Origin of the sequence: Streptacidiphilus alkalitolerans, assembly GCF_042511045.1 — a bacterium.
Lineage (GTDB): Bacteria > Actinomycetota > Actinomycetes > Streptomycetales > Streptomycetaceae > Streptacidiphilus > Streptacidiphilus alkalitolerans.
In genome coordinates this window covers 439,740-465,565 of record NZ_JBHEZX010000001.1, presented here as the reverse complement: position 1 = coordinate 465,565, position 25,826 = coordinate 439,740, and the positions used below count along the sequence as shown (strand labels likewise).

At 72.7% G+C, this 25,826-nt stretch carries 18 protein-coding genes; 5 read left to right on the top strand and 13 right to left on the bottom strand.

From position 1 onward, the window contains the following. Positions 1–40: 40 nt before the first annotated feature. Both ACEZDG_RS02115 and ACEZDG_RS02110 read right to left on the bottom strand, forming a co-directional pair. The gene (locus ACEZDG_RS02115) at positions 41–1,831 is read right to left on the bottom strand and encodes an ABC transporter ATP-binding protein (protein ID WP_380501562.1); all 1,791 of its coding nucleotides are present in this window, start codon (positions 1,829–1,831) and stop codon (positions 41–43) included. Between the two features lie 128 nt (positions 1,832–1,959). Next, positions 1,960–2,949 carry a zinc-binding dehydrogenase gene (locus tag ACEZDG_RS02110; RefSeq protein ID WP_380501560.1) on the bottom strand — a complete coding sequence of 330 codons (990 nt, stop codon included), beginning with the start codon at positions 2,947–2,949 and terminating at the stop codon, positions 1,960–1,962. A gap of 271 nt (positions 2,950–3,220) precedes the next feature. Between ACEZDG_RS02110 and ACEZDG_RS02105 the strand changes: the two genes are divergently transcribed. Next, positions 3,221–3,862 (top strand): DUF4232 domain-containing protein, encoded by a 642-nt coding sequence (locus ACEZDG_RS02105; protein WP_380501558.1) that lies wholly within the window; start codon positions 3,221–3,223, stop codon positions 3,860–3,862. Here ACEZDG_RS02105 and ACEZDG_RS02100 read toward each other — a convergent pair. Beyond that, positions 3,849–5,261: an FAD-dependent oxidoreductase gene (locus ACEZDG_RS02100; RefSeq protein ID WP_380501556.1), complete on the bottom strand. Its 1,413-nt coding sequence runs from the start codon at positions 5,259–5,261 to the stop codon at positions 3,849–3,851. The genes ACEZDG_RS02105 and ACEZDG_RS02100 overlap by 14 nt on opposite strands. Before the next feature lie 129 nt (positions 5,262–5,390). On the opposite strand from ACEZDG_RS02100, the gene ACEZDG_RS02095 reads away from it, so the two are divergent. Then, a complete protein-coding gene (locus ACEZDG_RS02095) occupies positions 5,391–6,401 on the top strand; it encodes a LacI family DNA-binding transcriptional regulator (protein ID WP_380501554.1) in 1,011 nt (336 codons plus the stop codon). 37 nt (positions 6,402–6,438) lie between these two features. Here ACEZDG_RS02095 and ACEZDG_RS02090 read toward each other — a convergent pair whose 3' ends face one another. The 8 genes from ACEZDG_RS02090 to ACEZDG_RS02055 form a co-directional block, all read right to left on the bottom strand. Continuing rightward, positions 6,439–7,890, bottom strand: a complete 1,452-nt coding sequence (locus tag ACEZDG_RS02090; RefSeq protein WP_380501552.1) for a dihydrolipoyl dehydrogenase family protein — start codon at positions 7,888–7,890, stop codon at positions 6,439–6,441. 126 nt (positions 7,891–8,016) lie between these two features. Next, positions 8,017–9,006: an LLM class flavin-dependent oxidoreductase gene (locus ACEZDG_RS02085; RefSeq protein ID WP_380501550.1), complete on the bottom strand. Its 990-nt coding sequence runs from the start codon at positions 9,004–9,006 to the stop codon at positions 8,017–8,019. An 89-nt stretch (positions 9,007–9,095) separates the two neighbouring features. Further along, the gene (locus tag ACEZDG_RS02080) at positions 9,096–9,878 is read right to left on the bottom strand and encodes an EI24 domain-containing protein (protein WP_380501548.1); all 783 of its coding nucleotides are present in this window, start codon (positions 9,876–9,878) and stop codon (positions 9,096–9,098) included. A gap of 70 nt (positions 9,879–9,948) precedes the next feature. Beyond that, the gene (locus ACEZDG_RS02075) at positions 9,949–11,031 is read right to left on the bottom strand and encodes a protein kinase family protein (RefSeq protein ID WP_380501546.1); all 1,083 of its coding nucleotides are present in this window, start codon (positions 11,029–11,031) and stop codon (positions 9,949–9,951) included. A gap of 46 nt (positions 11,032–11,077) precedes the next feature. Further along, positions 11,078–11,443, bottom strand: coding sequence for a GNAT family N-acetyltransferase (locus tag ACEZDG_RS02070; protein WP_380501544.1), 366 nt, complete (start codon positions 11,441–11,443; stop codon positions 11,078–11,080). Between the two features lie 10 nt (positions 11,444–11,453). Then, on the bottom strand, positions 11,454–14,336 hold the full coding sequence (locus ACEZDG_RS02065) for a hypothetical protein (protein ID WP_380501542.1): 2,883 nt from the start codon (positions 14,334–14,336) through the stop codon (positions 11,454–11,456). Beyond that, the gene (locus ACEZDG_RS02060; protein WP_380501540.1) at positions 14,333–17,701 is read right to left on the bottom strand and encodes an ABC transporter permease; all 3,369 of its coding nucleotides are present in this window, start codon (positions 17,699–17,701) and stop codon (positions 14,333–14,335) included. Before ACEZDG_RS02060 ends, ACEZDG_RS02065 begins: the two co-directional genes overlap by 4 nt. Before the next feature lie 174 nt (positions 17,702–17,875). After that, the gene (locus ACEZDG_RS02055; protein ID WP_380501538.1) at positions 17,876–18,847 is read right to left on the bottom strand and encodes a DUF6891 domain-containing protein; all 972 of its coding nucleotides are present in this window, start codon (positions 18,845–18,847) and stop codon (positions 17,876–17,878) included. A 178-nt stretch (positions 18,848–19,025) separates the two neighbouring features. Here ACEZDG_RS02055 and ACEZDG_RS02050 point away from each other — a divergent pair, with 178 nt between their 5' ends. The 3 genes from ACEZDG_RS02050 (at position 19,026) to fxsT (ending at position 24,563) form a co-directional block, all read left to right on the top strand. Next, a complete protein-coding gene (locus ACEZDG_RS02050; protein ID WP_380501536.1) occupies positions 19,026–19,544 on the top strand; it encodes an adenylyl-sulfate kinase in 519 nt (172 codons plus the stop codon). A gap of 792 nt (positions 19,545–20,336) precedes the next feature. After that, positions 20,337–21,821, top strand: a complete 1,485-nt coding sequence (locus ACEZDG_RS02045; RefSeq protein WP_380501534.1) for a UbiD family decarboxylase — start codon at positions 20,337–20,339, stop codon at positions 21,819–21,821. A gap of 111 nt (positions 21,822–21,932) precedes the next feature. After that, positions 21,933–24,563, top strand: coding sequence for an FxSxx-COOH system tetratricopeptide repeat protein (fxsT, locus tag ACEZDG_RS02040; RefSeq protein ID WP_380501532.1), 2,631 nt, complete (start codon positions 21,933–21,935; stop codon positions 24,561–24,563). 9 nt (positions 24,564–24,572) lie between these two features. Here fxsT and ACEZDG_RS02035 read toward each other — a convergent pair whose 3' ends face one another. Further along, entirely contained in the window at positions 24,573–25,079 is a 507-nt protein-coding gene (locus ACEZDG_RS02035; RefSeq protein ID WP_380501530.1) for a macro domain-containing protein, read from the bottom strand. A 65-nt stretch (positions 25,080–25,144) separates the two neighbouring features. Further along, positions 25,145–25,753 (bottom strand): ArsR/SmtB family transcription factor, encoded by a 609-nt coding sequence (locus ACEZDG_RS02030; RefSeq protein ID WP_380501528.1) that lies wholly within the window; start codon positions 25,751–25,753, stop codon positions 25,145–25,147. Between the last annotated feature and the right edge of the window lie 73 nt (positions 25,754–25,826).

Sequence of the window (25,826 nt, the reverse complement as noted above, 5' to 3'; positions counted from 1 at the left end):
GCCCACGGCTGGGATGAGGCCCGTGGGCCGCGGACTCCCGTCAGGCGATCTGGGCGGCCTGGAGGCCCGCGTAGGGGCCGCCGTTGCGGAGCAGGCGGTCGTGCGGGCCGATCTCGGCGATCCGGCCGTCGTCCAGGACGACGATGCGGTCGGCGCCCTTGATGGTGGAGAGCCGGTGCGCGACCACAAAGACGGTGCGGCCCTGGATCAGCCGCCCCAGGGCCTGTTGGACCAGGGCCTCGGAACGGGAGTCCAGTGAGGAGGTGGCCTCGTCCAGGATCAGCACCCGGGGGTCGCGGATCAGCGCGCGGGCGATGGCCAGGCGCTGCTTCTGGCCGCCGGAGAGCCGGGCGCCGCGCTCGCCGACCACGGTGGCGAGTCCGTCCGGGAGCCGGTCGATGAACTCCAGCGCGTTGGCGTCCCGCAGGGCCGTGCGCACCCGCTCCTCGGGGACGTCGGTCAGGCCGTAGGTGACGTTCTCCTGGATGCTGCCCTCGAACAGGATCGACTCCTGCGGCACCACGGAGAGGAAGGTGCGGTAACTGCGCAGGTCCAGCGCCTCCATGTCCTGGCCGTCGAGCAGGATCCGGCCCTCGGTGGGGCGGAGGAAGCCGATCACCAGGTTGAGGACGGTGGACTTGCCCGCGCCCGAGCCGCCGACCAGCGCGATCGTCTCGCCGGCCCGTACGTCCAGGTCGAAGCCGGTGACGGACGGACGGTCGGCGCCGGGGTAGGTGTAGCCGACCTGCTGGAAGGTGACCCGGCCGCGGATCTCGGCGACCTCGGCCTTGCCCGCGTTGTCCTCCAGGTCGGGGGCCTCCAGCACCTCACCGGCCGAGCGGACCGAGGCCAGGCCCTTGCCGATGATCGGAGTGAGCGTCATCAGACTGGTGACGGAACTGGTCAGCGCGGTGAAGTAGGCGCTGAGCATCACGACTTGACCGGCCGTCACCGCGAACCAGCCGTAGTACGCGACCAGCGCAGAGCCGACCAGGCAGCCCACCCCGATGGTGTTCAGCAGGATCCAGGCGAGCGCCCCGAACAGGCCGTTGAGCAGGTCGAGGCGCAACCCGGCGGTGAGGACCGACCCGAGGGTCCGGTCGACCCGCTTCAGCGCGGTGCGCTCCAGGGCGTGGGCCCGGGTGATCGGGATCAGCGTGGTCATCTCGATGACACGGGACGAGAGTTGCTCCACCTGGCGGCGGAAGGTCTCGTTGTCGGTGCGCAGCCGTGCGCGCAGCCGCACCACCAGTGCGGCCGAGGCCGGCACCAGGACCAGGAACACCGGCAGGAAGAGGGGAGTCTGCACGCCGATCACCACCAGGCCGCCGAGCAGGGTCGCCACCGCGGCCAGGCCGTTGTCGGCGGTCTGCTGGGCGGCGGTCTCGATGCTCTCGACGTCCCGGATCACCTTGGCCTGCAGCACGCCCGCGCTGACCTGGGAGTGGTAGCCGATGGACAGCTGCTGCATCCGGTGGCACAGCGCCGAGCGCAGCCTGGTCCCGGTGCGGCGGATACTGCCGTGCATCCAGCGGACGTAGAGCAGGTGCATCGGCAGGTTGAGGGAGAGGATCACCAGCAGGACGCCGGCGTTCCACCAGAGCGCGGACACCGGCTTGTGCTGCACCACCACGTCGATGACATTGGCGGTGATCAGCGGCAGCAGCCAGACCGGCGTGTGCTTGGCGAAGTAGGCGGCGACGGCCTGCGCGAATTTGCGCCGGTCCGGTTCGAAGAGGTAGACGAGGGTGCGCAGCGGATGCTCGCCCCGGTAGCGGTGACTGAGCGGACCGTTGTGCGGACTGGTGGCGGAGGCCGAGGCCGATGCCATGGGACGGCTCCTGGGGAGGGAGGCGAGGTGGGGCGGGAACCATCCTTACAGCGGTTGATCAGTACCCGGAAGGGCGGCCGCCGGTCGTCTCACCCCCTGGTCCCCGCCCGCCGCCCTCCGCCCGCCCGCTACGGGATGAGCACCGTCTTGCCCACCGTGGCCCGGGAGGTGATCGCCTGGTGCGCGGCAGCCGCGTCGGCGAGCGGGAAGGTCCGTCCGACCAGCGGCTTCAGCCGTCCGTCGGCCGCTGCGGTCAGGGCCTCGCGGGTCTGCCGCAGCTGCTCCTGGGGGCTGCGCGGGCCGGTCGGCGGCCCGAAGTAGGCGGGGGTGAGGATGCCCCGCTCGGCCACCAGCGCCGGGTCGAGCACGGTCATCGCGCCGCTGGAGAAGCCGAAGATGACAAACCGTCCGCCCGGTGCCAGCAGGTCGAACGCCCGGCTTCCGGTCTCCCCGCCGACGGCGTCCAGGACCACGGTCACGCCCTCCGGCGCAGCCGCCCGTACCTGCGCGGGCCAGGTCTCGTCGGTGTAGTCGACGGCGGCGTCCGCGCCCAACTCCCTTACCAGCGCCAGCTTCTCCTCGCCGCGGGCGAGGCCGATGATCCGCTCGGCCCCGGCCGCTCGGGCGAGCTGGATCACCTGGGCGCCGACCGCGCCGGCGGCGGACTCGATCAGCACGGTGTCGCCCTTGCCGATGCCCGCGGTCTCGACCAGCCCGACCGCCGTCCGGCCGGTGCCGAGCAGGGCCACCGCCTCGGTGCTGGGCAGGTGCTCGGGCAGCGGGTGGGCCCCGGCGGCGGTCAGCACGGCCAGTTCGGCGTAGCCGCCCTGGGTCGCGGTCTGCCCGGCGACCCGGCGGCCGACCAGCTCCTGGTCCACCCCCGCGCCGACGGCCCGGACCACCCCGGCCACCTCGCGTCCCGGCGTCCAGGGCAGCCCGGCCGGGGCGACCGGCGAGATGCCCTGCAGCCGACCCGTCCTGACCTGGGTCTCGATGAACTGGATCCCTGCCGCTTCGACTTCGACCAGTACCTCGCCCGTCCCTGGGACGGGATCGGGCACCTCCTCGATCCGCAGCTGCTCCGGTCCGCCGAACTCCCGCACAACGATGGCACGCATGGGCGTGCCCCCTTTCCCCTGATCCACGATTCGCCTGTGCCCCCGACCGTATGCGGCCCACGCCGTCGGGACCTCGGACCAGGGGACTACGCCGCCTACGACTTTGGAACGGAGGCCAGGCGTCTGTATCCGGAATCTGTAACAGATCCGGGCGCTGTGTCCGGGAATCGCAACAATGCTCAAGGCAAGAGCGTAAAGCCAACTCTTACCGTGCATAGACGCAGAGTCGGGCCGTCGGCTTGGCGTACGCGAAGACACACGGGGGACCACCATGCGCAGCACCATGAGCAGTTGGAAGACCTATACCGGCGGGGCGGTGGCGATCGCCGCGCTCCTCACGTCCGCGGCCTGCAGCCCGGATGGTAAGAACAGCGGGGCGGGCGCCGCGGCGTCCACTTCCGCTACCGCTTCCGCGTCCTCGTCCGTCGAGCCGGTCACCGCGACGAGCAAGCCCAGTCCCACCGCCATAGCCGCCTGCAGCACGGCCGACCTCGCCTTCTCCGCCACCAGCGAGGACGACAAGGGCCAGCCCGTCCGGCACATCCTGCTCACCGCCACCAACACCGGCCGGACGACCTGCAACGTCTACCGCTACCCCTACGTCAAGCTCGGTTCCGATGCCCAGGGGCTGGTCCCGGTGATCAAGGACAGCAGCGACCCGATGGCGCTCTCCACCCTCGCTCCGGGCCAGAGCACCTACGCTGCGCTGCTCGCCACCGGCGGCCAGATGGACGAGTACGACGCACACACCCTCACCGTCGCGGTGCAGAGCGACAAGCTCGGCAGTCATGCGAGCAAGCCGGTCGACGTCGCCCTGCCCGGCGTCGACTCGCTGGCCGCCGACGACGGGCAGCGGGTCACCTACTGGATGACCGCCCAGGGCCTGGCGCTGCGCTTCATCATGTCCCGCTGACCGCGCGACCCGAGACCAGTTTGCGGGCCGCCACCTGGACCGGGTCCCACACCGGGCTGAACGGCGGGGCGTAGCCGAGGTCCAGCGAGACCACCTGGTCGACGGTCATGCCCGCGGTGAGGGCCACCGCGCCGATGTCCACCCGCTTGGCCGCGCCCTCGCGGCCGACGATCTGCAGGCCCAGCATCCGGCCGCTGCCCCGTTCGGCGATCATCTTCACCGTCATCGGGGCGGCGCCCGGGTAGTAGCCGGCCCGGCTGGTGGCCTCGATGACGGCCCGGTCGAAGCTCAGCCCGGCGGCGGTCGCCTCGCGCTCGCGCAGCCCGGTGCGGGCGATCTCCAGCTCGCAGACCTTGCTCACGGCGGTGCCGACGACGCCGGGGAAGGTCGCCCGGCCGCCGCCGATGTTGGTGCCGATCACCAGGCCGTGCTTGTTGGCGTGGGTGCCGAGCGCGATGTGCTGGTGCTGCCCCGAGACCAGGTTGAGCACCTCCACGCAGTCGCCGCCGGCCCAGATCCCCTCCGCGCCCTCCACCCGCATGGAGGAGTCGGTCCGCAGTCCGCCGGAGTCGCCCAGCGCCAGCCCGGCCGCCCGCGCCAGCGCCGTCCGGGGACGGACGCCGAGGCCGAGCACCACGACGTCGGCCGGGTGCTCGCCCACGGTGGTGAGCACGGCGCGGGGACGGCCGTCGGCGTTCAGCAGCACCTCCTTGGCCTCCGCGCCGGGGACGACCTCGATGCCCATGCCCTCCATCGCCACCCGGACCAGCCGGCCCATGTCGGGGTCCAGGGTGGCCATCGGCTCGGCCGAGCGGTGCACCACGGTCACCTGCAGCCCGCGCTGGATCATGGCCTCGGCCATCTCCACGCCGATGTAGCCGCCGCCGACCACGACCGCGCGGCGGACGTCCCGCCGCAGGGTCGCCAGCAGCGCGGCACCGTCCTCCAGCGTCTGCACCCCGTGCACGCCGGGCGCGTCGAAGCCGGGGAGCGGCGGGCGCAGCGGCTCGGCGCCGGTGGCGATGACCAACTGGTCGAAGCCGGTCCACTCCTCCGGCCCGCCGGAGCCGCCGTCACCGCTGGTCCCGCCGCCGCTGTCGCCGTCCGTGCGGCGGCTGCGGACCCGGCGCCGGTCGAGGTCGATCTCGGTCACCCGGGTGCGCAGCCGCAGGTCGATCCCGCGCTCGCGGTGCTCGGCCGGCGTCCGGGCGATCAGCGAGTCGCGGTCGGGGACCTGGCCACCCACCCAGTAGGGGATGCCGCAGGCGGAGTAGGAGGTGAAGTCCCCCTGCTCGAACGCGGTGATGCGCAGCTCGTCCGGGCCGCGCCTGCGGCGTGCCTGCGAGGCCGCCGACATTCCGGCGGCGTCCCCGCCGATGACCACCAGATGCTCCGTCACTCCGTACCGCCCCTGGTCCGATCGGCTGAAGACGCCCGGGCTTCCCCCGGACACCTCCGACCCTACCCAGGCGCGGCTGCACACCGCTCGCCCGCCCGCGGGCCGTCCCCCGGACGTATGCTGCCGTGCATGACCACGCGCTACGGGACCAGACCGACCATGAAGGACGTCGCGGCCCGGGCCGGCGTGGGCCTGAAGACGGTCTCGCGGGTCGTCAACGGCGAGGCGGGCGTCACCTCCGACATGACCGCGCGGGTCCAGGGTGCCATCGCCGAGCTGGGGTTCCGCCGCAACGACAGCGCCCGGCTGCTGCGCAAGGGCCGCACCGCCAGCGTCGGCCTGCTGCTGGAGGACATCGCCGACCCCTTCTCCGGCCAGCTCAGCCGCGCGGTCGAGGCGGTGGCCCGGGCGCACGGCTCGCTGCTGTTCACCGGGTCCAGCGGCGAGGAGGCCCGGCGCGAACAGGAACTCGCGCTGGCGTTCTGCGCCCGCCGGGTGGACGGCCTGGTGGTGGTCCCGGCCGGGGACGACCACCGCTACCTGCTGCCGGAGCTGGCCGCCGGGATCGCCGCCGTGTTCGTCGACCGCCCGGCCCAGCTGATCGACGCCGACGCCGTGCTCACCGACAACGTCGGGGGAGCGCGTGACGGGGTGGCGCACCTGATCCGCCACGGCCACCGCCGGATCGCCTTCCTCGGCGACCTCCCGCACATCCACACCGCGGCGGAACGCCTGAGCGGCTACCGGCAGGCGATGGCGGCGGCGGACCTCCCGGTGGACGAGGACTGGGTGGTGATGGCACCGACCGACCCGTCCGTCGTGGCCGCCTCGCTGGACCGGGTGACCGGCGGGCCGGCGCCGGTCACCGCGGTGCTCTGCGGCAACAACCGGATCACGCTGGGGGTGCTGCGCCGACTGCCGTCGATGGTCCGCCGCCCGGCGCTGGTCGGCTTCGACGACCTGGAGCTCGCCGACCTGCTGACCCCGGGGCTGACCGTGGTCGCCCAGGATCCGGCGGCGCTCGGCCGCGCCGCCGCCGAGCTGCTGTTCCACCGCCTGGAGGGCGACCACGCCGCGCCGCGCCGGGTGGTCCTCCCGGCGCGGCTGATCCCGCGCGGCTCCGGCGAGACCGCACCCTGACGGGCCGTCAATCCCGGTTCGCCCGGAGCTGTTTCGTTCAGCCCCGGTAGGTCTCCAGCAGGCGCAGCCAGACCTCGCTGATGGTCGGGTACGAGGGGACCGCGTGCCACAGCCGCGACAGCGGCACCTCCGCGGTGATCGCGATCGTCGCGGAGTGCAGCAGCTCGCTGACCGCCGCGCCGACGAAGGTCGCCCCGACCAGGACCTCCCGGTCCAGGTCGACGACGATCCGGGCGCGGCCCTGGTAGCCGTCCGCGTAGAGGCTGGCCCCGGCGACCCTGCCGATCTCGTAGTCCACCGCGCGCACCCGCAGCCCGGCCCGCTCCGCCTGCGCGGCGGTCAGGCCCACGGCGGCGACCTCCGGATCGGTGAACACCACCTGCGGGACGGAGGCGGCGTCGGACGTGGCGGTGTGGCTGCCCCAGGGCGTGGTGTCCAGCGGACGGCCGGCGGCGAGGGCGCCGATGGCGTCGCCGGTGATCCGACCCTGGTACTTGCCCTGGTGGGTCAGCAGGGCCCGGTGGTTGACGTCCCCCACCGCCCACAGCCAGCCGTCGGCCACGGCCGTCACCCGGCAGCTGTCGTCCACCTCCAGCCAACTGCCGGGCTTCAGGCCCACGGTGTCCAGCCCCAGGTCCTCGCTGCGGGGTGCGCGGCCGGTGGCGAACAGGATCTCGTCCACCTCCAACTCGCTGCCGTCGTTCAGGGTGAGGGTGACCGGCCCGTCCGGATCCGGGCGGTGCAGTTCGGTGACGGACGCCTCGGTGCGGACGTCCACGCCCGCCTCGGTGAGACCGGCGGTGACCAGGTCCCCGGCGAACGGTTCCAGGTTCGGCAGCAGGCCGGCGCCGCGCACCAGCAGGGTGACCTCGGAGCCGAGCGCGTTCCAGGCGGTGGCCATCTCCACCCCGACCACCCCGCCGCCGACCACCGCGAGCCGTTCCGGGACGACCGAGGACGAGGTGGCCTCGCGGCTGGTCCACGGCCCGGCCTCGGCGACGCCCGGCAGATCGGGCACCACGGCGCGGCTGCCGGTGGCCAGGACCACGGCATGACGTGCCGTCAGAAGGGTTTCGCTGCCGTCCGGTTGGGTCACCGTGACGCGGCGGGGGCCGTCCAGGCGGCCGTGGCCGCGGACCAGTTGCGCGCCGATGTCCTTGACCCATCCGGCCTGGCCGTCGTCCTTCCAGTGCGAGGTGAACGAGTCGCGCCGGGCCAGCACCGCGGCGGCGTCCAGCCGTCCGGTCACCGCCTCGCGCGCACCGGGCAGCCGGCGCGCCTCGGCCAGGGCGACGACGGGCCGCAGCAGCGCCTTGCTCGGCATGCAGGCCCAGTACGAGCACTCGCCGCCGACCAGCTCGCTCTCGACGAGGGCCACGGTCAGGCCGGCGGCGCGGGCCCGGTCCGCGACGTTCTCGCCGACCGGGCCAGCGCCGACGACGATCACGTCGTAGGCGGTGCCGTCCTTCTCCTGCGGAGTGCTCGTCATGTGCTTCCCGTCCTCTAGGCAGTAGGTCGATCCTGCCCGAGTTCCACTCCGCGCGCCCGGATTCCACGCGCCGGGCGGGCAAAAACGGGTCGCCCGGGTCCCGCTCGGTCGGTTGCCCCGGCCGGTTCAGTCGCCCAGGTGCGGGACCACGCGGTCCGCGAACAGGTGCAGGCTCTCCCAGCCGGCGTCCACCGGCAGGCCGCCGCAGAGCGGGTGCAGCAGCAGGGTCCCCATCGGGCCCTCGGCGCGGGCGATGGCCAGGCACTCGTCGGGGGTGAGGCAGGCGTAGATGCCCTCGGCGCGCAGCTGCTCCGGGGTGGTCGCGGTGCTGGCCATCGCGGAGGAGATGTCCGCGGTCTGCCAGTCGGCGTAGGTGCGGGCCTCGTGCAGGAAGCAGTGGCCGTACTCGGCCCACGCCTTGTCCGGGTCCTCGGTGCAGAGGACCATCGCGGTGCGCTCGGGGGGCAGCGTGGCGAAGCCGCCCTCCAGACCGGCCTCGGCGGCCAGCGTGTCGTAGTACTCGACCAGCTCCGGCAGGTAGGCGGCGGTGAAGAAGGGCAGCCCCAGCCGCACCGCCCGGCGCACCGCCGCGCGGGAGGACCCGCCGGCCATCAGGCCGGGGTGCGGCCGGGACAGCGGCGGCGGGGTGACCCGCACGGTCCGTCCCTGGTAGTCGAAGGGCTCGCCGGTCCAGGCCTTGAGCAGGGTCTCCAGCACATGGTCCTGGAGCTTGCCGCGCTGCTTCCAGTCCTTGCCGAGGGCGGTGTACTCCTCGGGGCGGTAGCCGAGCCCGGCGACCAGGGTCAGCCGTCCGCCGCTGAGATGGTCGAGGACGGCGACGTCCTCGGCCAGCCGCAGTGGCTCGTAGAGGGGGGTGAGCAGGGCGCAGATGATCACCCCGATCCGTTCGGTGGCCCCGAACACGGCCGCGGCGGTGGTCAGCGGGGACGGGCTCCAGCCGTCGTCGGCGCCGTGGTGCTCCTCCAGGGTGACCAGGTCGAACCCATGGCTGTCGGCGAAGGCCGCCATCTCGACGGTGGCGCGGTAGCGGGCGGACACCTCGCGGCGGTCGAGACCGGGGGTGACCTGGTTGAAGCGCAGGGTGGTGATGGTCATCGGGACCTACCTCCAGTAGCTGACGAAGCGTCAGATACCGGCATGCCTACCACCCCGGGGCGGCGACCTCAAGGCATGTGTACCGACCGCTACTCGGGGACGGTCGACGTCGTGGGCGGCGTCGTGGGCGGGGTCGCCGGTGCGTCCAACTCGCGGACGAGCAGGGTCGCGCCGGCCACCGCGCCCGGCATGGCGAACACGGCCACCAGCGGGATCAGGAACAGCAGCGCCAGCGGCACGCCGAAGCCCAGGGCCAGCGGCAGCCGGCCGCGCAGCTGGCGCACCCGCTGACGGAACGTCAACCCGCGGCGCTGGAAGGCGAGAGCGGTCAGCTGCTCGGCGAGGAAGAAGCCGGACACGCAGATCCCGACGGCCGGGACCACGGTCTGGCCCACCACCGGGATGAAGCTGAGCACAAACAGCACCAGGCCGATACCGGCCACCAGCAGCACCGAGGCGAGGGCGTCCCGCAGACCCCAGAGCAGTTGGCGCCACCAGGACATGCCGAGCGGGGGCGGTCCGCCGCCCTCTATCTCCTCGACCCGCTCCGAGAGCGACTCGTAGAACGGCTCCCCGATCAGCAGGGTCACCGCGGTGAAGGTGACCACGGCCAGCATCAGCCCGCCGCCGATCAGCAGCAGCGCGGTGACGTCCCGGACCAGCGAGCGCAGGCCCGAGGACCAGTGGTCGGCGAACGGGGTGAGCCAGTCGGCGAGGTCGCCGCCCCAGGTGATCAGCGCGGCGAGGGCGGCCAGGTAGAGCAGCAGCGAGACCAGGCCGGGCAGCAGCCCGAACCCCCACCAGCGGCCGTGCCGGGCGGCCCAGCGCTGGCCGTGCAGCAGGTGGCGGAAGCCTTGAATCAGTTGACGCATGGGAGGCAGTCTGACGTACGGCGCCGCACACGGATGATGGGGGTGCGGCCCGGATTCGGCGCGGCTTCGGTCAGCCGGCGGGTACGGCGGTCGCGTAGGCGGCCAACCCGGCCTCGGCACAGGCGCGTTCGATCGCGGCGGACGGGTACGGGGTGTCCCGGCTGTCCTGGCGCAGGCTGCGGTAGAAGCCGCCGGTGGCGAGGCCGACCGGGGCGAGCCGCTGCGCGGTGGCACGAAGCGGCTCGGGGAGGCGGCCGGGGTTGCCGCCGGCTCCGTACTCACGGACCAGCGCCTCCTGGTCACCGGTCTCCTCGATCGAGACCAGGGCGTTGAGCAGCCGGGCGGCCACGTACGAGCTGTCGTAGCTGCGGTGCCGGCGGAGGAAGTCGGCCTCGGCCCCGGTCAGGTCGAAGCGGTCGCTCAGGGCGAGGCCGAAGTCAGCGAGGTAGATCTGCTGACCGTCCGTCAGGACATTGTGGAAGTGCGCGTCGAAGTGCTGCAGCCCGCGGGAGTTCATGGTGTCGACGGCGGTGGTGAGCTCCCGCTCCACCATCGCGAAGGCAGCCGCTGCCGCCTCCCCGCCCTCGGCGAGCCGCGGCGGCAGCCAGTCCCCGAGCCGGTACGGGATGTGCTCCAGGAAGAGCACCACGCTCGCCGTCGACCCCTGGAGCGCTTCCAGCCGGGTGCGGACGGCCGGTGCGCCCTCCCAGTGCGCGACCAGGAAGTCGATTTCGTCCTGCTCCTGCCGGGTGGGCGGAGCGGCGGCGTCCTCGGTGAGCACCCGCCAGTGGTGCAGCAGCGGGAAGCCGTCGGCCTCGCCGGTCAGCACCCAGGTGGTGGTCATCAGCTGGGCCGCCAGTTCGCGCCAGGCCCCGAAACCGCTGGACCCCACCCCGTACTGGTAGAACATCGGGAGCCCGAACAGGTTCGCGGTGGAGCGGGCGTTCTCCGGGAGCCGTTCCAGCGCGGTCAGCCGCACCCGCTTGGCGAAGACCCGCACGCCCGCCACGTCCAGCTGCGCTACCGTCCCGCCGATGCCCCGGCCGAGCGGCACCGCCGCCTCCAGGCTGCTGCGCAGCTGCTCGTCGCTGAGCAGGGCGAGCTCGGTGGAGACGGCGCTGTGCTGGGCCAGGCGTACGGGTCGGGAGGACATGGTCGATCATGCTAGCCGCGGCGGGCGGGGTGCCAGGAGCGCGGGGTCACCAGAGCGAGGAGTGCGTCTCCATGTAGGACTTGGCCCGCTGCACCAGCTCGGGATCCGCGGCCGGGGCCTGGTCCGGATGGGTGTCGGCCCAGTGCTTGAGATAGGGGCAGAGCGGCACCACCGGGCGGCCCTCGGCCGCCACGGCGCGGTAGAACTCGACGGCGAGCCTGCCGCCGATGCCCTGGCCCTCGTGGGAGGGGTCGACCACCGTGTGCACGCCGACCCGGGCGGCGGGGGAGTCCCCCTCACCGTCCAGGAGGAAGTAGTCGATCCGTCCGGCCTGTCTGCCGTCGATCAGGACCTCCAGCAGGCTGCGGCCGTCGTCCTGCAACCGGGTGCCGTCCTTCTCCACGCTGTCCACGCTCTCCTCCTCAGCTCTGCCCCAGTCGCAGCACCGCGCCCAGGCGGCGCCCACGCGCGACGGCAGTCTCCACCACCGCCGCGCCGAGGACCAGCAGGGCCAGGCCGGCCCCCAGGGCCAGGGTAAGCCGGTAGTCGGTCCGTAGCGCGGGTTGGATCGGACCTCCGGTGAACTGACGCAGATTCAGCGCGTCGCCCATCAGCCGCGGCTCCAGCAGGCCGAGCAGCGTACCGCCGAGGGCGGCGGCCAGCGCGAGCGGAACCAGCTGCAGCAGGTGCAGCGTTCCCGCCGCCCGGTTGCCCAGGCCGAGGGTGCGCAGGAACGAGGTGGTGCGGCTGCGCTCGGCGGAGGTCAGCACCAGTTCCAGGGCCACCGCCAGCAGCCCGAACAGCACGGCCAGTGCGGTGCAGACGTGGTAGACGGTGCTGACGCCGTGGGTCAGGCCGTCCTGGCGCAGGGCGGCCAGCACCTCGGAGCGGACCTGGATCCGGGCCAGCGGGCCGAGCGCCTGCGCCCCGGCGGTCCGCAGTGCTGCGGCCGAGGCGTTGCCGGCCCCGGCGGCGGCGTGGAGCAGGACCACGGTGCTGCCGGAGGACTGCTGCGGCAGCAGTCGCTCGGCGGCGGCGGTGGTGAGCAGCAGCGGGGTGCCGGGGGCGAGCTGTGCGGTGATCGGACCGAGCAGCGGGTCGCGCAGCTCGGCCGCGGTGAGGGTGCCGGTCGGCTCCAGCTTGAGGTGGATACTGGGCTGCCCGTACGCCTGGAAGGACGCGGTGAAGCCGCCGCTGCGCTCCCGGGCCCGCAGCGCGGGGGTGGCCACGAACGGGAGCCGGTAGCTGCTGTCGGCGAGCTTCTGCGGAGCGGTGCTCAAGGACGAGAGCAGTGCTCTCGCAAGGGGTGAGCCGGGTGCGACCGCCGCCAACTGGCGCGGATCCAGGGTGATCACGGCGACCGGGGCGATCCCGGCCCCGTCGGCCTCGCCGACCAGGTTCAGGGTGTGCAACTGCTCGACGGCCGCGCGGATCCCGGTCCGCGCGTCCTGCTGCGCCCCCAGCGTCGGCGTGGTGTTGCCCACCGTCTGCGCGGAGGCGTCCGCGCCCGTGCTCCAGGCGGCGCCCGCCGCCGCGCCGTCCGTGATGGTCCGCTGCACCAGGCCGCCGAACACGGCCGTGCCCAGCGTCAGCACCAGGACGAACAGCGCCAGCCCGGTCGCCGAGGCGTCCCGCGCGGCCCGGGACAGGCCGACGAACGCCAGCAGCCCCGGTCCGCGCCGGGTCTGGCGCGCCAGCAGCCGCAGCACCAGCGGATACACCCGCAACAGCAGCAGCACCGCGGCCAGCGCCACCAGCACCGGTACCGCGCTCAGCTCCCCGTCCGCCCCCTGGCTCCGCAGTGCGAGCACACCCGCGACGGCCGCCAGCAGCACCGTCAGCTCCAGCACCAGCCGCCGGCCCCCGGTCGCCCCGCCCGAGGGACGGGAACTGCTCGGTGTACGCGGCTCCCGTACCGCGAACCAGGTCAGCAGCGGCACCAGTACCGCCGCGGTCACGGCGGCGGCCAGGGCGGGCAACGGCTGCGGGCTGCCGGAGGTTCCGGTCGGGGCCGGCCAGAGCCCGAGAGCCCAGCCGAGCAGCGCGCTGACCAGCACCACCGGCCAGGCCATCGCGCTGCGCAGCAGCACCAGCCGGGTGGCGGACGCGCCCCGGGCCCGCTGCAACCGCAGTTCCACCGCCCTGCGGCGCAGCAGCAGCCGCACCGCGACGGCGGCGGTGGCCAGCGCCACCGCCGCCAGCGAGGCGACGGCGAACGCGCCGACCGTCCTGGCCTGGTCGTCCTCGGCGGTGAAGGCGGCGAGCAGCGGGGTCAGTCCGTCCGACACCAGGAAGGCGCCGGTCTGCTGCTTGCCGACGTAGCAGGACGGGTTGCCGGTGTTCTGGTCGGTGCCCTTGCAGAGCGCCGCGTTGAGGCCGGCGCCGTAGTCGGCCAGCGGCCCGGTCAGCGCGCGGGCGCGGTCCACCGCGGCCCGGCCCGGGTCCGCGTGCAACTGCCAGGTCACCAGCGGGGCCGGCACTCCGGCCCGGGTCAGCAGGTCCGCGGTGTCGGCGCCGACCAGGCCGCGTGCGGCGAGCACCGTGCCCGATGTGTTCTGCTCCGGGTACTGCAGCGGCTGGACCAGCGAGGACTGGGCGTCCCAGAAGCCGTCGCCGGACTGCGTCGGCTGGAAGATCCCGCTGACGACCAGGGCCGTGTCGGCGGGCGGCTCCATCCCGAACTCGCTCTGGTTCACAAAGCGCAGGCTCAGTCGGCTGCCGGTCCGGACACCGAGCGCCTGCGCCGTGGCCTGGGACAGGGCGATCTGCGGCACGCCGCCGGAGGGGGTGCGGTCGGCCGGGGCACTGCCGCTGAGGTACTGCAGATGTCCTGCGGCATCCGGGAGGTGACTGATGGTCAATTTGGCTTCGGTGACCGTGCGGTCGGGTGGCCGGGGTGAACTGAGGCCGGCCGCCTCGTAGTCGTAGCTGCCGCCGGTGGCCAGGGGCACCACCGCGCCCGCGGGGCCGCCGAGCCGGCCGGTCAGCTGTCGGCCGGCGGCCAGCAGCGTGGACATCGGCAGCGCGGGTGCCACATGCGGGTCGTCGCTGGGCTCGGGGAAGACCGGCACGGTGCTCACGGTCAGCAGCGGGGCCTGGGCCTGAGCGGCGTCGATCCGCTGCCGCAGCGCCCGGTCCTCCTGCCGGCCGACCAGGGCCGGGCCCAGCGCGCACAGCGCCGTCAGCACGGCGACCAGCAGCGCCAGGCAGGCCAGCAGCGGCAGATCGCCGCGCGCCTCCCTGCGGACCAGCCGAAGCGTCACCGATCCGCCGCGCGCCGGTGTCGACTCCTCTTGCCGGCTCATCCGCCCTCTCCCGCCCGCAGCACTCGCACCAGGTCCACCCGGGCCAGCAGCCGGGCCAGCGCCATCACCACCACGCTGATCGCACCGGCCGTGACCAGCGCGGTCAGGCCGACCCTGGCCCAGGGCAGCACCACCCGCAGCGGCGGATACGGGGCCTGGCCGCTGTCGTCCACGGTGATCAGCGGCAGTACCGCCGCGGCCAGGGCCGTGCCCATCAACGCGCCGGGCACCACCGCGAACAGGGCGATGCTCAGCTGCTCCGCCCCCAGCAGCGTGGACAGCGTGCGGGAACGGATACCCATGGCTCTGAGCAGGGCGAACTCCCGCCGCCGCTCCCGGCTGGAGATCACCGCGTGGACCGTGAAGCCGACCACGGCGAAGCAGGGGGCGAGGATCCGGCTCAGTTCCAGCACCTTGCGCAGCCCGCTGCGGAAGGGGTCCGACCGCAACCCGGCGGCCACCTGGGCCTTGGTCTGCGCACTGCCCAACGCCGGCTGCCCGGCCACCGCGGCTGCCGTCCCGGCGCTGTCGCGGCTGGTCAGCCACCAGAACGCGGGGTCCTGCTGCTGCGCCCCGGTGACCGTCATGATCGAGGCCAACTGCCTTTGGTCGGCGACCAGATGACCCTGCCCCCGGCCCAGGCCCGGCAGCGAGTCCAGCTCGCCGACGATCCTGGCCGGCACCCCGCTGCCGGTGCCGAGGTCCAGGGTGGTGGTGCTGCCCACGGACAGGTGACTGTCCCTCAGCGCGAGCGCGTCGGCGCGCACCGGCAGCGGCGCGGGCTTGCCGGACGGGACCGCCACAAAGTCGAGGTGGCCGTTGGGCTGGGTGTCGACCGCGTCCATGCCGGGGAAGGCGCCCCCGTCGGCCGGGGTGCCCCGGAACCCGGTGCTGATACTGGTCCGCAGCAGGTCCGCGCCGCCGGTGGCGAGCGTGCACACGCCGGGGGTGCCGTAGTTGTAGCTGCCGGTGAGGCTGCCCTTGCAGGCACCGGCGGTGGCGCTGGCCGCATCGTCGGTGTGGTCGGCCCAGCTCTGGTTCGCGGCCAGGGCGGATGCCCAACTCACGTCGCTGGCACCGGCTCCGGTGGCCGTTCCGGTGGCCGATCCGATCCGGTGCAGGGCCAGGTCGAGCCGGGCCGGGTGCACATCGGGCTGGGGGAGGACGGTGATCGCGGTGACGGCCAGCGGATAGCTGCGGGTGTGGCCGCCGCTGAACGAGAGGTCCAGCGGGACCCGCACCGTGTGCCGGGCGCCGTCCGCGGCGGGAAGCAACGTCGACACCGTGCTGACCAGGCCGGACGCGTCCTGCACGGTCAACTCCAGACTCGGGGCCGCGGTGCTGCCGTCGCTGCGCAGCGTCTCGTCCAGCAGCAGCGCGGTCGGACGGCCGGGCAGCACGGCGCCGAAGGCGGCGGGGTCGGGCGTGGCCGGCGCGGGGCCGCCGATGGTGCCGACCACACTCTCGGTGGCGCCCCCCGGCACATTCGCCGTGGTCTCGGTCACCGGCGCCACCGACGTCACACCGGGCAGCGCGGCATAGGCGCTGCGCAGCACCGGGACCGGGTAGCTGCCGCTGCCGGTCGGGTCGGTCCTGACGTCCGCGCCGACGCTGAACGCGGCCTGGTCGGCGGCGAGTCCGTCCAGGCAGGCCAGGGCCGTGGTGGCGAGCGCGCTGACGGAGACGGCGAGGCACATCAGCACCACCGGTCCGGCATTGCGGGCCGAGCGCCGGCTCAGCTGCCATCCCGCCAGTGGCAGCACCAGGCCCCGGCTGCGGCGGCCGAAGAGGTCGAGCAGCCGGGAGGTCAGCGGCAGCAGCCGGAGCAGCAGCAGCGCGGCGGCCCCGCCGGCCAGCACCGGAACCAGCACCAGCACCGGGTCCACCGACAGCCCGCCGCCCGCGTTCGAGGCGACGATCGAGCGGTGCCGCCGCAACTCCAGATAGCCGAGCCCGGCGACGGCCAGTAGGGCCAGGTCGGCGCCCATCCGCTGCGCGGCGGCGGCCCGTGCCCCTCGGGCCGTCCGCAGCCGCAGCGGCGGCAGCACCGGCAGCAGCACGGACCCCCCGTACACCAGCAGGGTCAGCCCGACCGCGGCCCAGGCGGCCGGACCGAGCGCGTCGGGCTGGAACAGCCCGGCCAGGAACGGCGCGGCCACGGCGGCCGGGATGCCGGTGACCGCCCACTCGGCGGCGGCTCCGCGCAGCAGCCGTGCTGTGCCGGCGCCCCTGGCCTGCTGCAGCGCGAGTTCGCTGCGCCGGTGCACGGTGAGTTGACGTGCCGTCAGTACCAGTGCGGTGAGCGCGAGGGCGGCCAGCAGCGCGGTCGGCAGATAGAGCGCGGACCGGGCCACCACGGTCGGCACGGCCAGGGCGTCGATCGCCTGCGGCAGGCCGGAGACCACGGTCAGGCCGTCCAGCGGCGGCTGCTTTCCTTGGAACACCGAGAGGCCGGTCTGACTGCCGGAGAAGGCCCGGGCCCGGTCGTGCAGCCCGGCGAGGCGGCTCGCGTCGAGATGGGAGAAGTCGGGCTGCACACTCCAGTGCGCGATGAGCTGCCCGTTCAGGACGGCGCTGCCGTTCAGCGCGGCGGGGGAGACCACCAGCAGGTTCTGGTCCGTCCCACTGGCGCCGGACAGGTCGCCGGCCAGGCCCGGCCAGAACCCGGTCGCGCCGGTCGCCTGGTAGACACCGGCGATCCGCAGGGTCATGGTGCGGCTGAAGGCGTCCTGCAACTGCAGGGTGGAGCCGGGCTTCAGGCCGAGCCGCTGGGCCAGCGGCTGCGGCACGGCGGCGTCGACCGGGGCGGTGGACCCGGTCGCCACCCGGACGCCGGGCAGCGTGGTGAAGGCGTCGGCCGTGGCGTCGCCGACTCCGGCCGGCCATCGTCCCGCGACCAGGCGCCCGAAGGTGGCCGCGCTCTGCACGGCGATCGGGTGCAGCGCGGCGCCGCCCGGTCCCACCGCTCCGCCGGTGGCCCCGCCGACCCGGGTCACCGACACCGGCGAGGTGTCCAGCAGCCCGAGGTAGGTCCGCTGCGGCACGTCGCCGAAGACCCGTCCGGTGGCGGCCCGCACCGCGCGGTCGGCGGCGGCCATGCCCGGAGCCTGGAAGTTCGCGGTGACCAGCACCTGGGCGCCCGGTGTCGCGGCGAGCCGCTTGGCGGCCCCGTCGTTGACGGAGGTGCCCGCCAGGGCGGTGAGCGCGGCCAGCACCGCCCCGGAGAGCAGCACGGTCAGCGCGACGGCGGCGAGGATCAAGCCGTGGTGGGCCGAGCGCCGCACGGCGGTGGGCAGCCGGTGCCGACGGGGGTTGCGGGCAGGCGGACGCTGGTGCGGTGGTGGTGCGACGGCCGTAGCGACCACGTGGGTCCCCCCGTGGTCTGGATCATGGATTGGTCACGGTGCGTCACAGTCTTACTGGGCGTGGACAGTGGGTGCAAGGAATATCCGATATTGCCTCCGGTTCCGGAACCGGCTTTCGGGGGTGTCCGGGCGTCTTCCGGGCGCCTTCGGGACGTCCTCGGGGCGCCGCCCCGACTACACCGGCAGCCGCTTCAGCCACTCCAGTGACGTCAGCTTGACCGCGCTGTCCGGCGAGCCGTCCCACTCCGCCCGCAGCCCGGCCGCCGTCAGTTCGGCGACCACCTCGGCGCCGATCTCGGCGGGTGTCGGGCCGACGGTGCCGGGGTTGGCGGTGGTGGAGTCGGCGCCGCCGGGGTTGGCGAAGTGGCCGTAGGAGAGCCACAGCGGGCCGCCGTTCGCCGCGCCCTCGGTGGCCTGGCGATGGAAGAAGACATAACCCCGGGCGCCCTCGGGTGCCTCCGCGCCGATCTCGCCGCGTCCGCAGGAGCCGCAGCAGGCGAAGTTCATCCGCGCGGTCACCCCGCGCGCCTCGAGCGCGGCGAAGGCCGTCGCCAGCCGGTCCGGATCGGTGACCACCGGCCAGGACTCCTGCTGCTGCGCCCGCTCCTGCCACGGCCCGGCCACGATGCGGCTGGCCTGGTCCGTGCTGAGCTGCAGCTCCTCGGGATCGAAGTGCTCCTGGACGGCGCGCACCACGTCCCAGTAGCCCTCGAAGCCGCAGCGGATCAGCGACCGGGCGAACTCCTCCGCCTCGGCCCTGGCCGACTCCTCCAGCGCGGGCGTGGAGGTGAGGTCCAGCGGCGTCCAGTCCACCGCGGCGGCCCAGCCGTCCCCGTCCCCGACCCAGTCCAGGAACAGCTCGGCGACCCGTTCCGGGCTGCTCAGCTCGGCCCCGAAGTGCCGCTCCGGCGCGCCGTCCCGATGCTCGACCTCGTACACCCCGTCGTCCCGCCGCCAGGCCTGGACGAACACCTGGTTCTGGCGCGGATCGGCGTCCCGCTCGACGACGGCGTACCGGTTACCGTCCGTGCCCAGACCGGCGAGTACCGCTGCGAGCACGGCCTCGGTGGGGCCGGAGCGCACGTCCCCGTCCTCGGTGGTGAGCAGGATCGGCAGCGGAGTGGAGACGTCAGGTGCGGTGTCCATCCCTGCATCCTGCCAGCCCGGGCCGACAGCGACTGCGGATCCCGCCCCGGTCACCCTCCAGTCACCCTCTGGTGCTCGCGCCCGGTCGGGCTCAGCTGCACGGTGATGCGGCGATTGCCGGCCGTGGAGATCGTCAACCCGCCTCGGAAGGGGGCGCGGCAGCGGTAATGTCCGGAGGATGGGACGTGCACTGCTCCTGACCGGAACCGTGGGCGCGGGCAAGACGTCGGTGGCCGAGGCCGTCGGCGACCTGCTCGCGGAGGCGGAGGTCCCGCATGCCGTCATCGACCTCGACTGGCTCCGCCGCTCCTGGCCGGCGCCGCCGGGCGACCGCTTCAATGTCGCGATGGAGCTGCGGAATCTGCGCAGCGTCGCCCACAACTACCTGGAGGCCGGGGCGGACCGGCTGGTGCTGGCCGGTGTGGTCGAGACCGGGGAGCAGGTCCGGCAGTGCCATGACGCGGTCGGGGTCGACCTGACGGTATGTCGACTCAAGGTCGAGCTCGGAGTGGTCCAACGGCGGCTCGCCCGGCGGCACATGGGCGACCACGAGGCGCTGCGCCGACACCTGGACCGCTCGGGGGAGCTGGACCGGATCCTGGACGACGCCAAGGTCGCGGACGTCACCGTCACCACCACCTCCGGCACGCTGCGCGAGGTCGCGGCGGACGTGCTCGGCGCCGTCGGCTGGGAGTGACGGGACGGCAACGTCCCTTCGCGGGAGGCCCTGTGGCGGTCCGTCAGCTGGGTGGCCCGCCATATCGCCTCGAACAGAAGAGAGGTCGACAAATTGACCATAGGGAACATTCAAATGGATATGCAAGCTTCTTCCGGGGGCCCCCGGAACCCCTTGACTTGCGCCCGGCGTGAACTCTAAGGTTTGCAAGTAGATCGACGGCAAATTTTACCGCTGATTTCGTTTACGGAATCGGTGGTGGTTTCCCTTGCTCCTGTTCCATTGTGTGGAATAGGAGCCCGATCGAGCGGTAAGAGGCTGCCGGTCCTGGTCGGCGCGCAGATACGTCTGCCCGTCAGGGTCGGTTGGGCAGGTGCGTTCATCCCCCGGGCGCGCCAGGCAATTGCGCGCCGCCGCGCGCGGTTGCTGCCCCAAGTCGTCGTCATCTCGTATGCGCCCGCACCGCCCGGAATTCACCGCGGCGTGATTTGTCAGTATCGGACCGGCCCCCAGGGAGCCGGTGCCGGACGGCATGTGACGTGCACGATTGTCCCCGGTTGCCGCATCCTCCTATTGTGTCCGCATGATGGGGGCGCACAAACCGGTGGCCGGGATAAGCGGAGCGACGGGTATCGCATTCGGCGTGCGCGCACTCGAAATGGCGCGCACCCCGGCCGGACAGCAGACCCGGGCCCACGCGACCGACCTGTCGGCGAGCCCCGGACCTGCCGGGCAGCTGTCCCCGACCTGCCCCCGTCGGGACGAACTGACCACCGCAGACGCCGAACGACCACGGCCCACAGGGGGATTGTTGTGAAGCACTTGAAGAGCCTGCGTGAGTTCATCGACGAGCTGGAGAAGATCGGCGACGTCCAGACGATCGACAAGGAGGTCGACTGGAACCTGGAGGTCGGTGCGATCATCCGGCGGTGCTACGACCTGCGGGCCCCCGCACCGCTGTTCACCAACCTCACCGGCTACCAGGGCACCGGCTTCCGGCTGTTCGGCGCGCCCGGCGCTCTCAGCAGCTCGGAGTACCCGCTGGCCCGGATCGCCCTCGCCCTCGGCCTGCCGGCCGCCGCGACCGGGCAGCAGATCGTGGAGCAGCTGGTGGCCGCGCGTTCGAAGCCCGGGATCCCGCCGGTCGTCGTGCCGTCCGAAAGCGCGCCCTGCAAGGAGAACATCATGGTCGGTGACGCCATCGACCTGCTGGCGTTCCCGACGCCGCTGATCCACGGCAACGACGGCGGACGCTACATCCAGACCTACGGCATGAACATCGCCAAGACGCCCGACGGGTCCTGGACCAACTGGTCCGTCAACCGCATGATGATCGCGGGCAAGGACACCCTGGCCTGCCTGATCCCCGGCCCGCAGCATCTGGGTGTCATCCGGTCGAAGTGGACCGAGTTGGGCAAGCCGATGCCGATCGCCCTGGCCATCGGTGTGGAACCGGGCCTGCCGTTCGTCGGCGGCATGCCGCTGCCCGAGGGCGCCGACGAGTCGCACTTCCTCGGCGCACTGTTCGGCGAGGGCCTGGAACTGGTGCCCGCCGAGACCGTCGACCTGCTCGTCCCGGCCAGCGCCGAGATGGTCATCGAGGGCTACATCTCCCTGGACGAGACGGTGGTGGAAGGCCCGATGAACGAGTTCCCGGGCTACAACGCCACCGAGGCCTCCCCGAAGCAACTGTTCAAGGTCACCGCGATCACCTACCGGGACGGGGCCCTGCAGGCGATCGTCGCGGCCGGGCCGCCGGTCGAGGAGGACCACACCATCATCGGCACCACCAGCGCCGCGGAGATCCTCTACCTGCTGCGGGAAGCAGGACTGCCCGCAGCCTCGGCCTGGTACAACTTCGAGGCGGCCGTGCACTGGTTGACGGTGTCCGTCCGGCGCGACTGGCACGAGACCCTGGGGATCTCGTCCACCGAGCTGATCGACCGGATCGCCGGGGTCATCTTCGCCGGCAAGCCGTCGGTCAACGCGCCGAAGATCCTCGTGGTCGAGGACGACATCGACATCACCGACCTGAGCGAGGTCGTATGGGCGTTCGCCACCCGCTCCCACCCGGAGCGCGGGGAGTTCCACTTCCCCAACAAGCTCAGCATGCAACTCGCGGTCTACCTCTCCGAGGAGGAGTCGCACACGTTCAAGGCCGGAAAGGTCATCTACAACTGCCTGCTGGCCGACCTCTACCCGGCCGGCAGCCGCCCGGTGAAGGGCAGCTTCGAGAACGGCTGGCCGACCGAGATCCAGGAGCGCGTCCTGGCCAACTGGGGCGCGTACGGATTCTGAGCCCACGACAGTTTCCTTGGCTTTCGGGCGTGTTCGGGGGTGGGGCGCGCTATACAGAGGGGGCGTCACGTGACGTTGCGTGGACGTGATCGCCAGGGGGGTGGGTGCGGGATGTCGGGGAGTTCCGAGCGGATCTTCATCAGCTATGCGGGTCCGGACCGGGAGTGGGCCGAGTGGGTCGGCTGGCACCTGCAAGGGGCGGGCTGTCAGGTGGAGTTGGCCGCGTGGCACTGGGGTGCGGGGGATGACTTCGTCAAGAGGATGAGCCAGGCGCTGGCGAACGCGTCCGCGGTCGTCGCGCTGTTCTCGCCCGCGTACTTCGCCGCGGGGCGGTTCACCGAGGAGGAGTGGACGGCCGCGCTGGCCCGCAGGGACCGTCTCATCCCTGTGGTGATCAAGCCCCTGGAGGAGGGTGACCTGCCGCCGATCCTGGCCCCGCGGATCTGGCGCGAGCTGTACGGCCTGGACGAGACCACGGCGATCGCGACCCTGGTGGAGGCCGTACGCGGCCCCACGCCCCCCACCAGTGCCCCCGCCTTCCCGGGCGGCGGTCCCGCATCCACCGTGCCCGCGTCCGCCGCGGCTCCCCGCTTTCCGATCAACGCCGGGTTGCCGGCGGTATGGGACGTGCGGCGAGGCGATCCGCACTTCACCGGCCGTGAGTCGGTCCTTGATGATCTGCGCAGCAAGCTGCTGGCCGGGCGCCGTACTGCTCTCCAGGCGCTGCACGGGATGGGCGGTATCGGTAAGACGCAGGTGGCGCTGGAGTACGCGCACCGCTTCGCGGGTCAGTACGACGTGGTGTGGTGGGTGGATGCCGAGCAGGTCGAGCAGGTCCCGGTGCGGTATGCGGAACTGGCCGCGCGCCTGGGCGTGGCCAGGGCTGACGCGGGGGTCGAGGCCAACGCCCGTGCTGCGGTGCAGTCCCTGCGGGAGCGGGAGCGGTGGCTGATCATCCTGGACAATGCCGAGGACCCCAAGCAGGTGAAGGCCTGGGTGCCCGAGGGGCCCGGCCACGTCCTGGTCACCTCCCGCAACCCGGCCTGGACCACGATCCTGCCGGGCCTGCGCCTGGACGTGTTCTCCCGGGAGGACTCCGTCGCCTACCTGGCCAGCCGCCTGCCGGACCTGACAGCGGAGGACGCGGACACGCTGGCCGAGGCGCTGGGAGACCTCCCGCTGGCCCTGGCCCAAGCGGCCGGCGTCCTGGCCGAGGGCATGCCGCTGGAGCGCTACCGGGATCTCCTGGACAGCAACACGTCCCGTCTTCTGGCTCAAGGCGAAACCCCCGGGTACCAGACTTCCCTGGCGGCGACCGTCACCATTGCCACCGACCGCCTGCAGAGCGACCACTTGGACGCCTTGGCCCTGCTGCGGCTGGCGGCCTTCCTGGGCCCCGAACCGATCCCCACCGCCTGGCTGGCCGACGCACGGGCCCAACTCGCCACCATCCCGGGCGCCCCCGACGACTTCATGTGGCCGCAGACCGCTATTGCCCCGTTGGCGCGCTACGGCCTGGTCAGCGTGGGTCGCGGGACGATCCAGATCCACCGCCTCACCCAGGCCGTCCTACGCCACCAGATCGACCAGCATGACACCGACACGATCAGGGCCGATCTGGTGGCACTGCTGACCACCGCAGATCCCGGGGACCCCGACCTCCCCGGACTCTGGCCGCAATGGGCTCCGCTCACCTCACATCTCACCGTGGCCTGGCAGACGGTAGGCGACCAACCCGGGCTGCGACCGATCCTGATCCGAGCCGTGCACTACCTCGTACGCAGCGCCCAGCCGCAGGCGGCCCGCGAACTCGCCCAACCCCTGCATGCGACATGGTCTCATGCGCTGGGCGAGGACCACCTCGACACCTTGAGTGCTGCCTACATGCTGACCTGGGCACTCGACGGTCGCGGCGCCCACGCCGAGGCGCTTCCGCTCGTCCAGGACACGTTGGCGCGGCGTACGCGGGTGTTGGGCGAGGATCATCCCGACACGCTGCGCTCCGCTCACGACCTCGCCGCTACCCTGGGCAAGCTGGGTCAGCATGGCGAAGCGCGTCGTTTGGACGAGGATACGTTGGCGTGGCGTACGCGGGTACTGGGTGAGGACCACCTCGACACGCTGCGCTCCGCCAATAGCCTCGCCACCAGCCTGGGCGAGCTGGGTCAGCATGAAGAGGCGCGCCGTTTGGGCGAGGATGCGCTGGTGCGGCGTACGCGGGTGTTGGGCGAGGATCACCCCGACACCCTGCAATCTGCCCGCAGCCTCGCTGTCACCGTGGGCAAGCTCGGTCAAGACGGCGAGGCGTTCCGTATGCTCGAGGACACGTTGGCGCGGTACAAGCGGGTGTTGGGCGCGGATCATCCCGACACTCTGCGCTCTGCCCACAGCCTCGCCGTCGCCCTGGATCACCTGGATCGGCATGGCGAGGCGCGTCGTTTGGACGAGGACACGTTGGCGCGGCGTACGCGGGTGTTGGGCGAGGATCACCCCGACACCCTGGACTCCGCCCACAGCCTTGCCGTCACCCTGGGCAAGCTGGGTCAGCACGCCAAGGCGGAACAACTATTGCAGGACACTTGGCACCGCGTTCGGCGTGTCCTGGGGGATGCCGATCCACTTGCCGGTGCTGTTAGGGAAACTCTCGCCGCCACGCTTTTTGCGTTGGGTAAGCCGTTCAAGGCCCAAAAACTGTTGGCAGGTCCCAAGGGTGGCGGTAAAGGCAAACGCAAAGGTCATTAGGTGCGAAGGTCACTGCGCAGCAAGTTCCCCTGCCATAAGGTCATATGACGCTTCGTCAAAAGCAATGAGACGCACGGCCTGCACCGCGGTGGGAGTAGACCTGAGCGTGTGTACGGCGATTCGGGCGGCTTGCTCGGCTGGGTAGCCGTAGATGCCGGTGGCGATGGCGGGGAAGGCGATCGAGCTGGCGCCGAGTTGGTCGGCGACCTCGAGGCAGCGGCGGTAGCAGGAGGCGAGGAGTTCGGGCTCGCCGTGGTCGCCGCCCTCCCAGATCGGGCCTACGGTGTGGATCACGTGGGCGACCGGCGGCCAGAGGTCGAAGGCGGGTGTCGCCATCGCGTCGCCGGGTGCGCACGGGCCGAGAGCCGCACCGGCGCGGGCGAGTTGGGGGCCGGCTGCGCGGTGGATCGCACCGTCCACGCCTCGACCGCCCATCAGTGACTCGTTGGCGGCCGTGACGATGGCGTCGGTGCGTTCGCTGGTGATGTCACCCAGCACGACGGTGATGGTGGTCATGCGTCGATGATTCCATCCGGCCCGGGGGTTGGGGTGGATCGGCGGACGGGCGGCTCGGCGCCGGTTCAGCTGTCGGTCGTTGGGTCCGCCTCGGCTGCCGCCGGCTCCGACGCTGCCGCTGCCGCTGCCCCGGTCCCGGCACCCGTCCCGGCCCCTGCCCCGGCCCCCGCCGGTCGCTCCTGGAGGGGGAAGGCCATCAGGGTGATGCCGACCGGGGCGGTGCCCGGTGTGTGGGCGGGGCGGGCCGCGGCGTGGAGTTCGTCGGTGAGGGCGGCGAGGCGGGTGCGGATGTCGTGCCAGGTGGCCGGGTCGACCCAGAGCTCGCCGTCGGCGGTGACGCCCTCGCTGTCGGGCGCCCGGCGCGGAGCGCGCTCGCGCAGGGCGTGGGCGAGGGTCTCGGCGAGCAGCGGATTGGCGTCCCGCTGGTCGGAGAGCGGGGAGCCGTGGACGGTGCGGTAGCGGCGCTCCCTGCCGCCGCGGTGGGTCCGCTCCTCGGCCAGTTCGACCAGGCCTACGCCGTCGAGCCGACGCAGGTGCTGGCTGGCCAGGGCGTGCGAGACGTCGAGCTCGCGCGCGAGTTCGGCGGCGGACATCGGGCCCGGCCACATCAGCGTCAGCATCCGTAGCCGCAGCGGGTGGGCCAGGGCGCGCAGCACGGGATCGGTGTCCTTCACATCCGCCAGTAAACCGCATGGTGGGACGCCCGGCGCCGAGGAAGGGCTACCCCCAATCAAATGATTGGGAGTA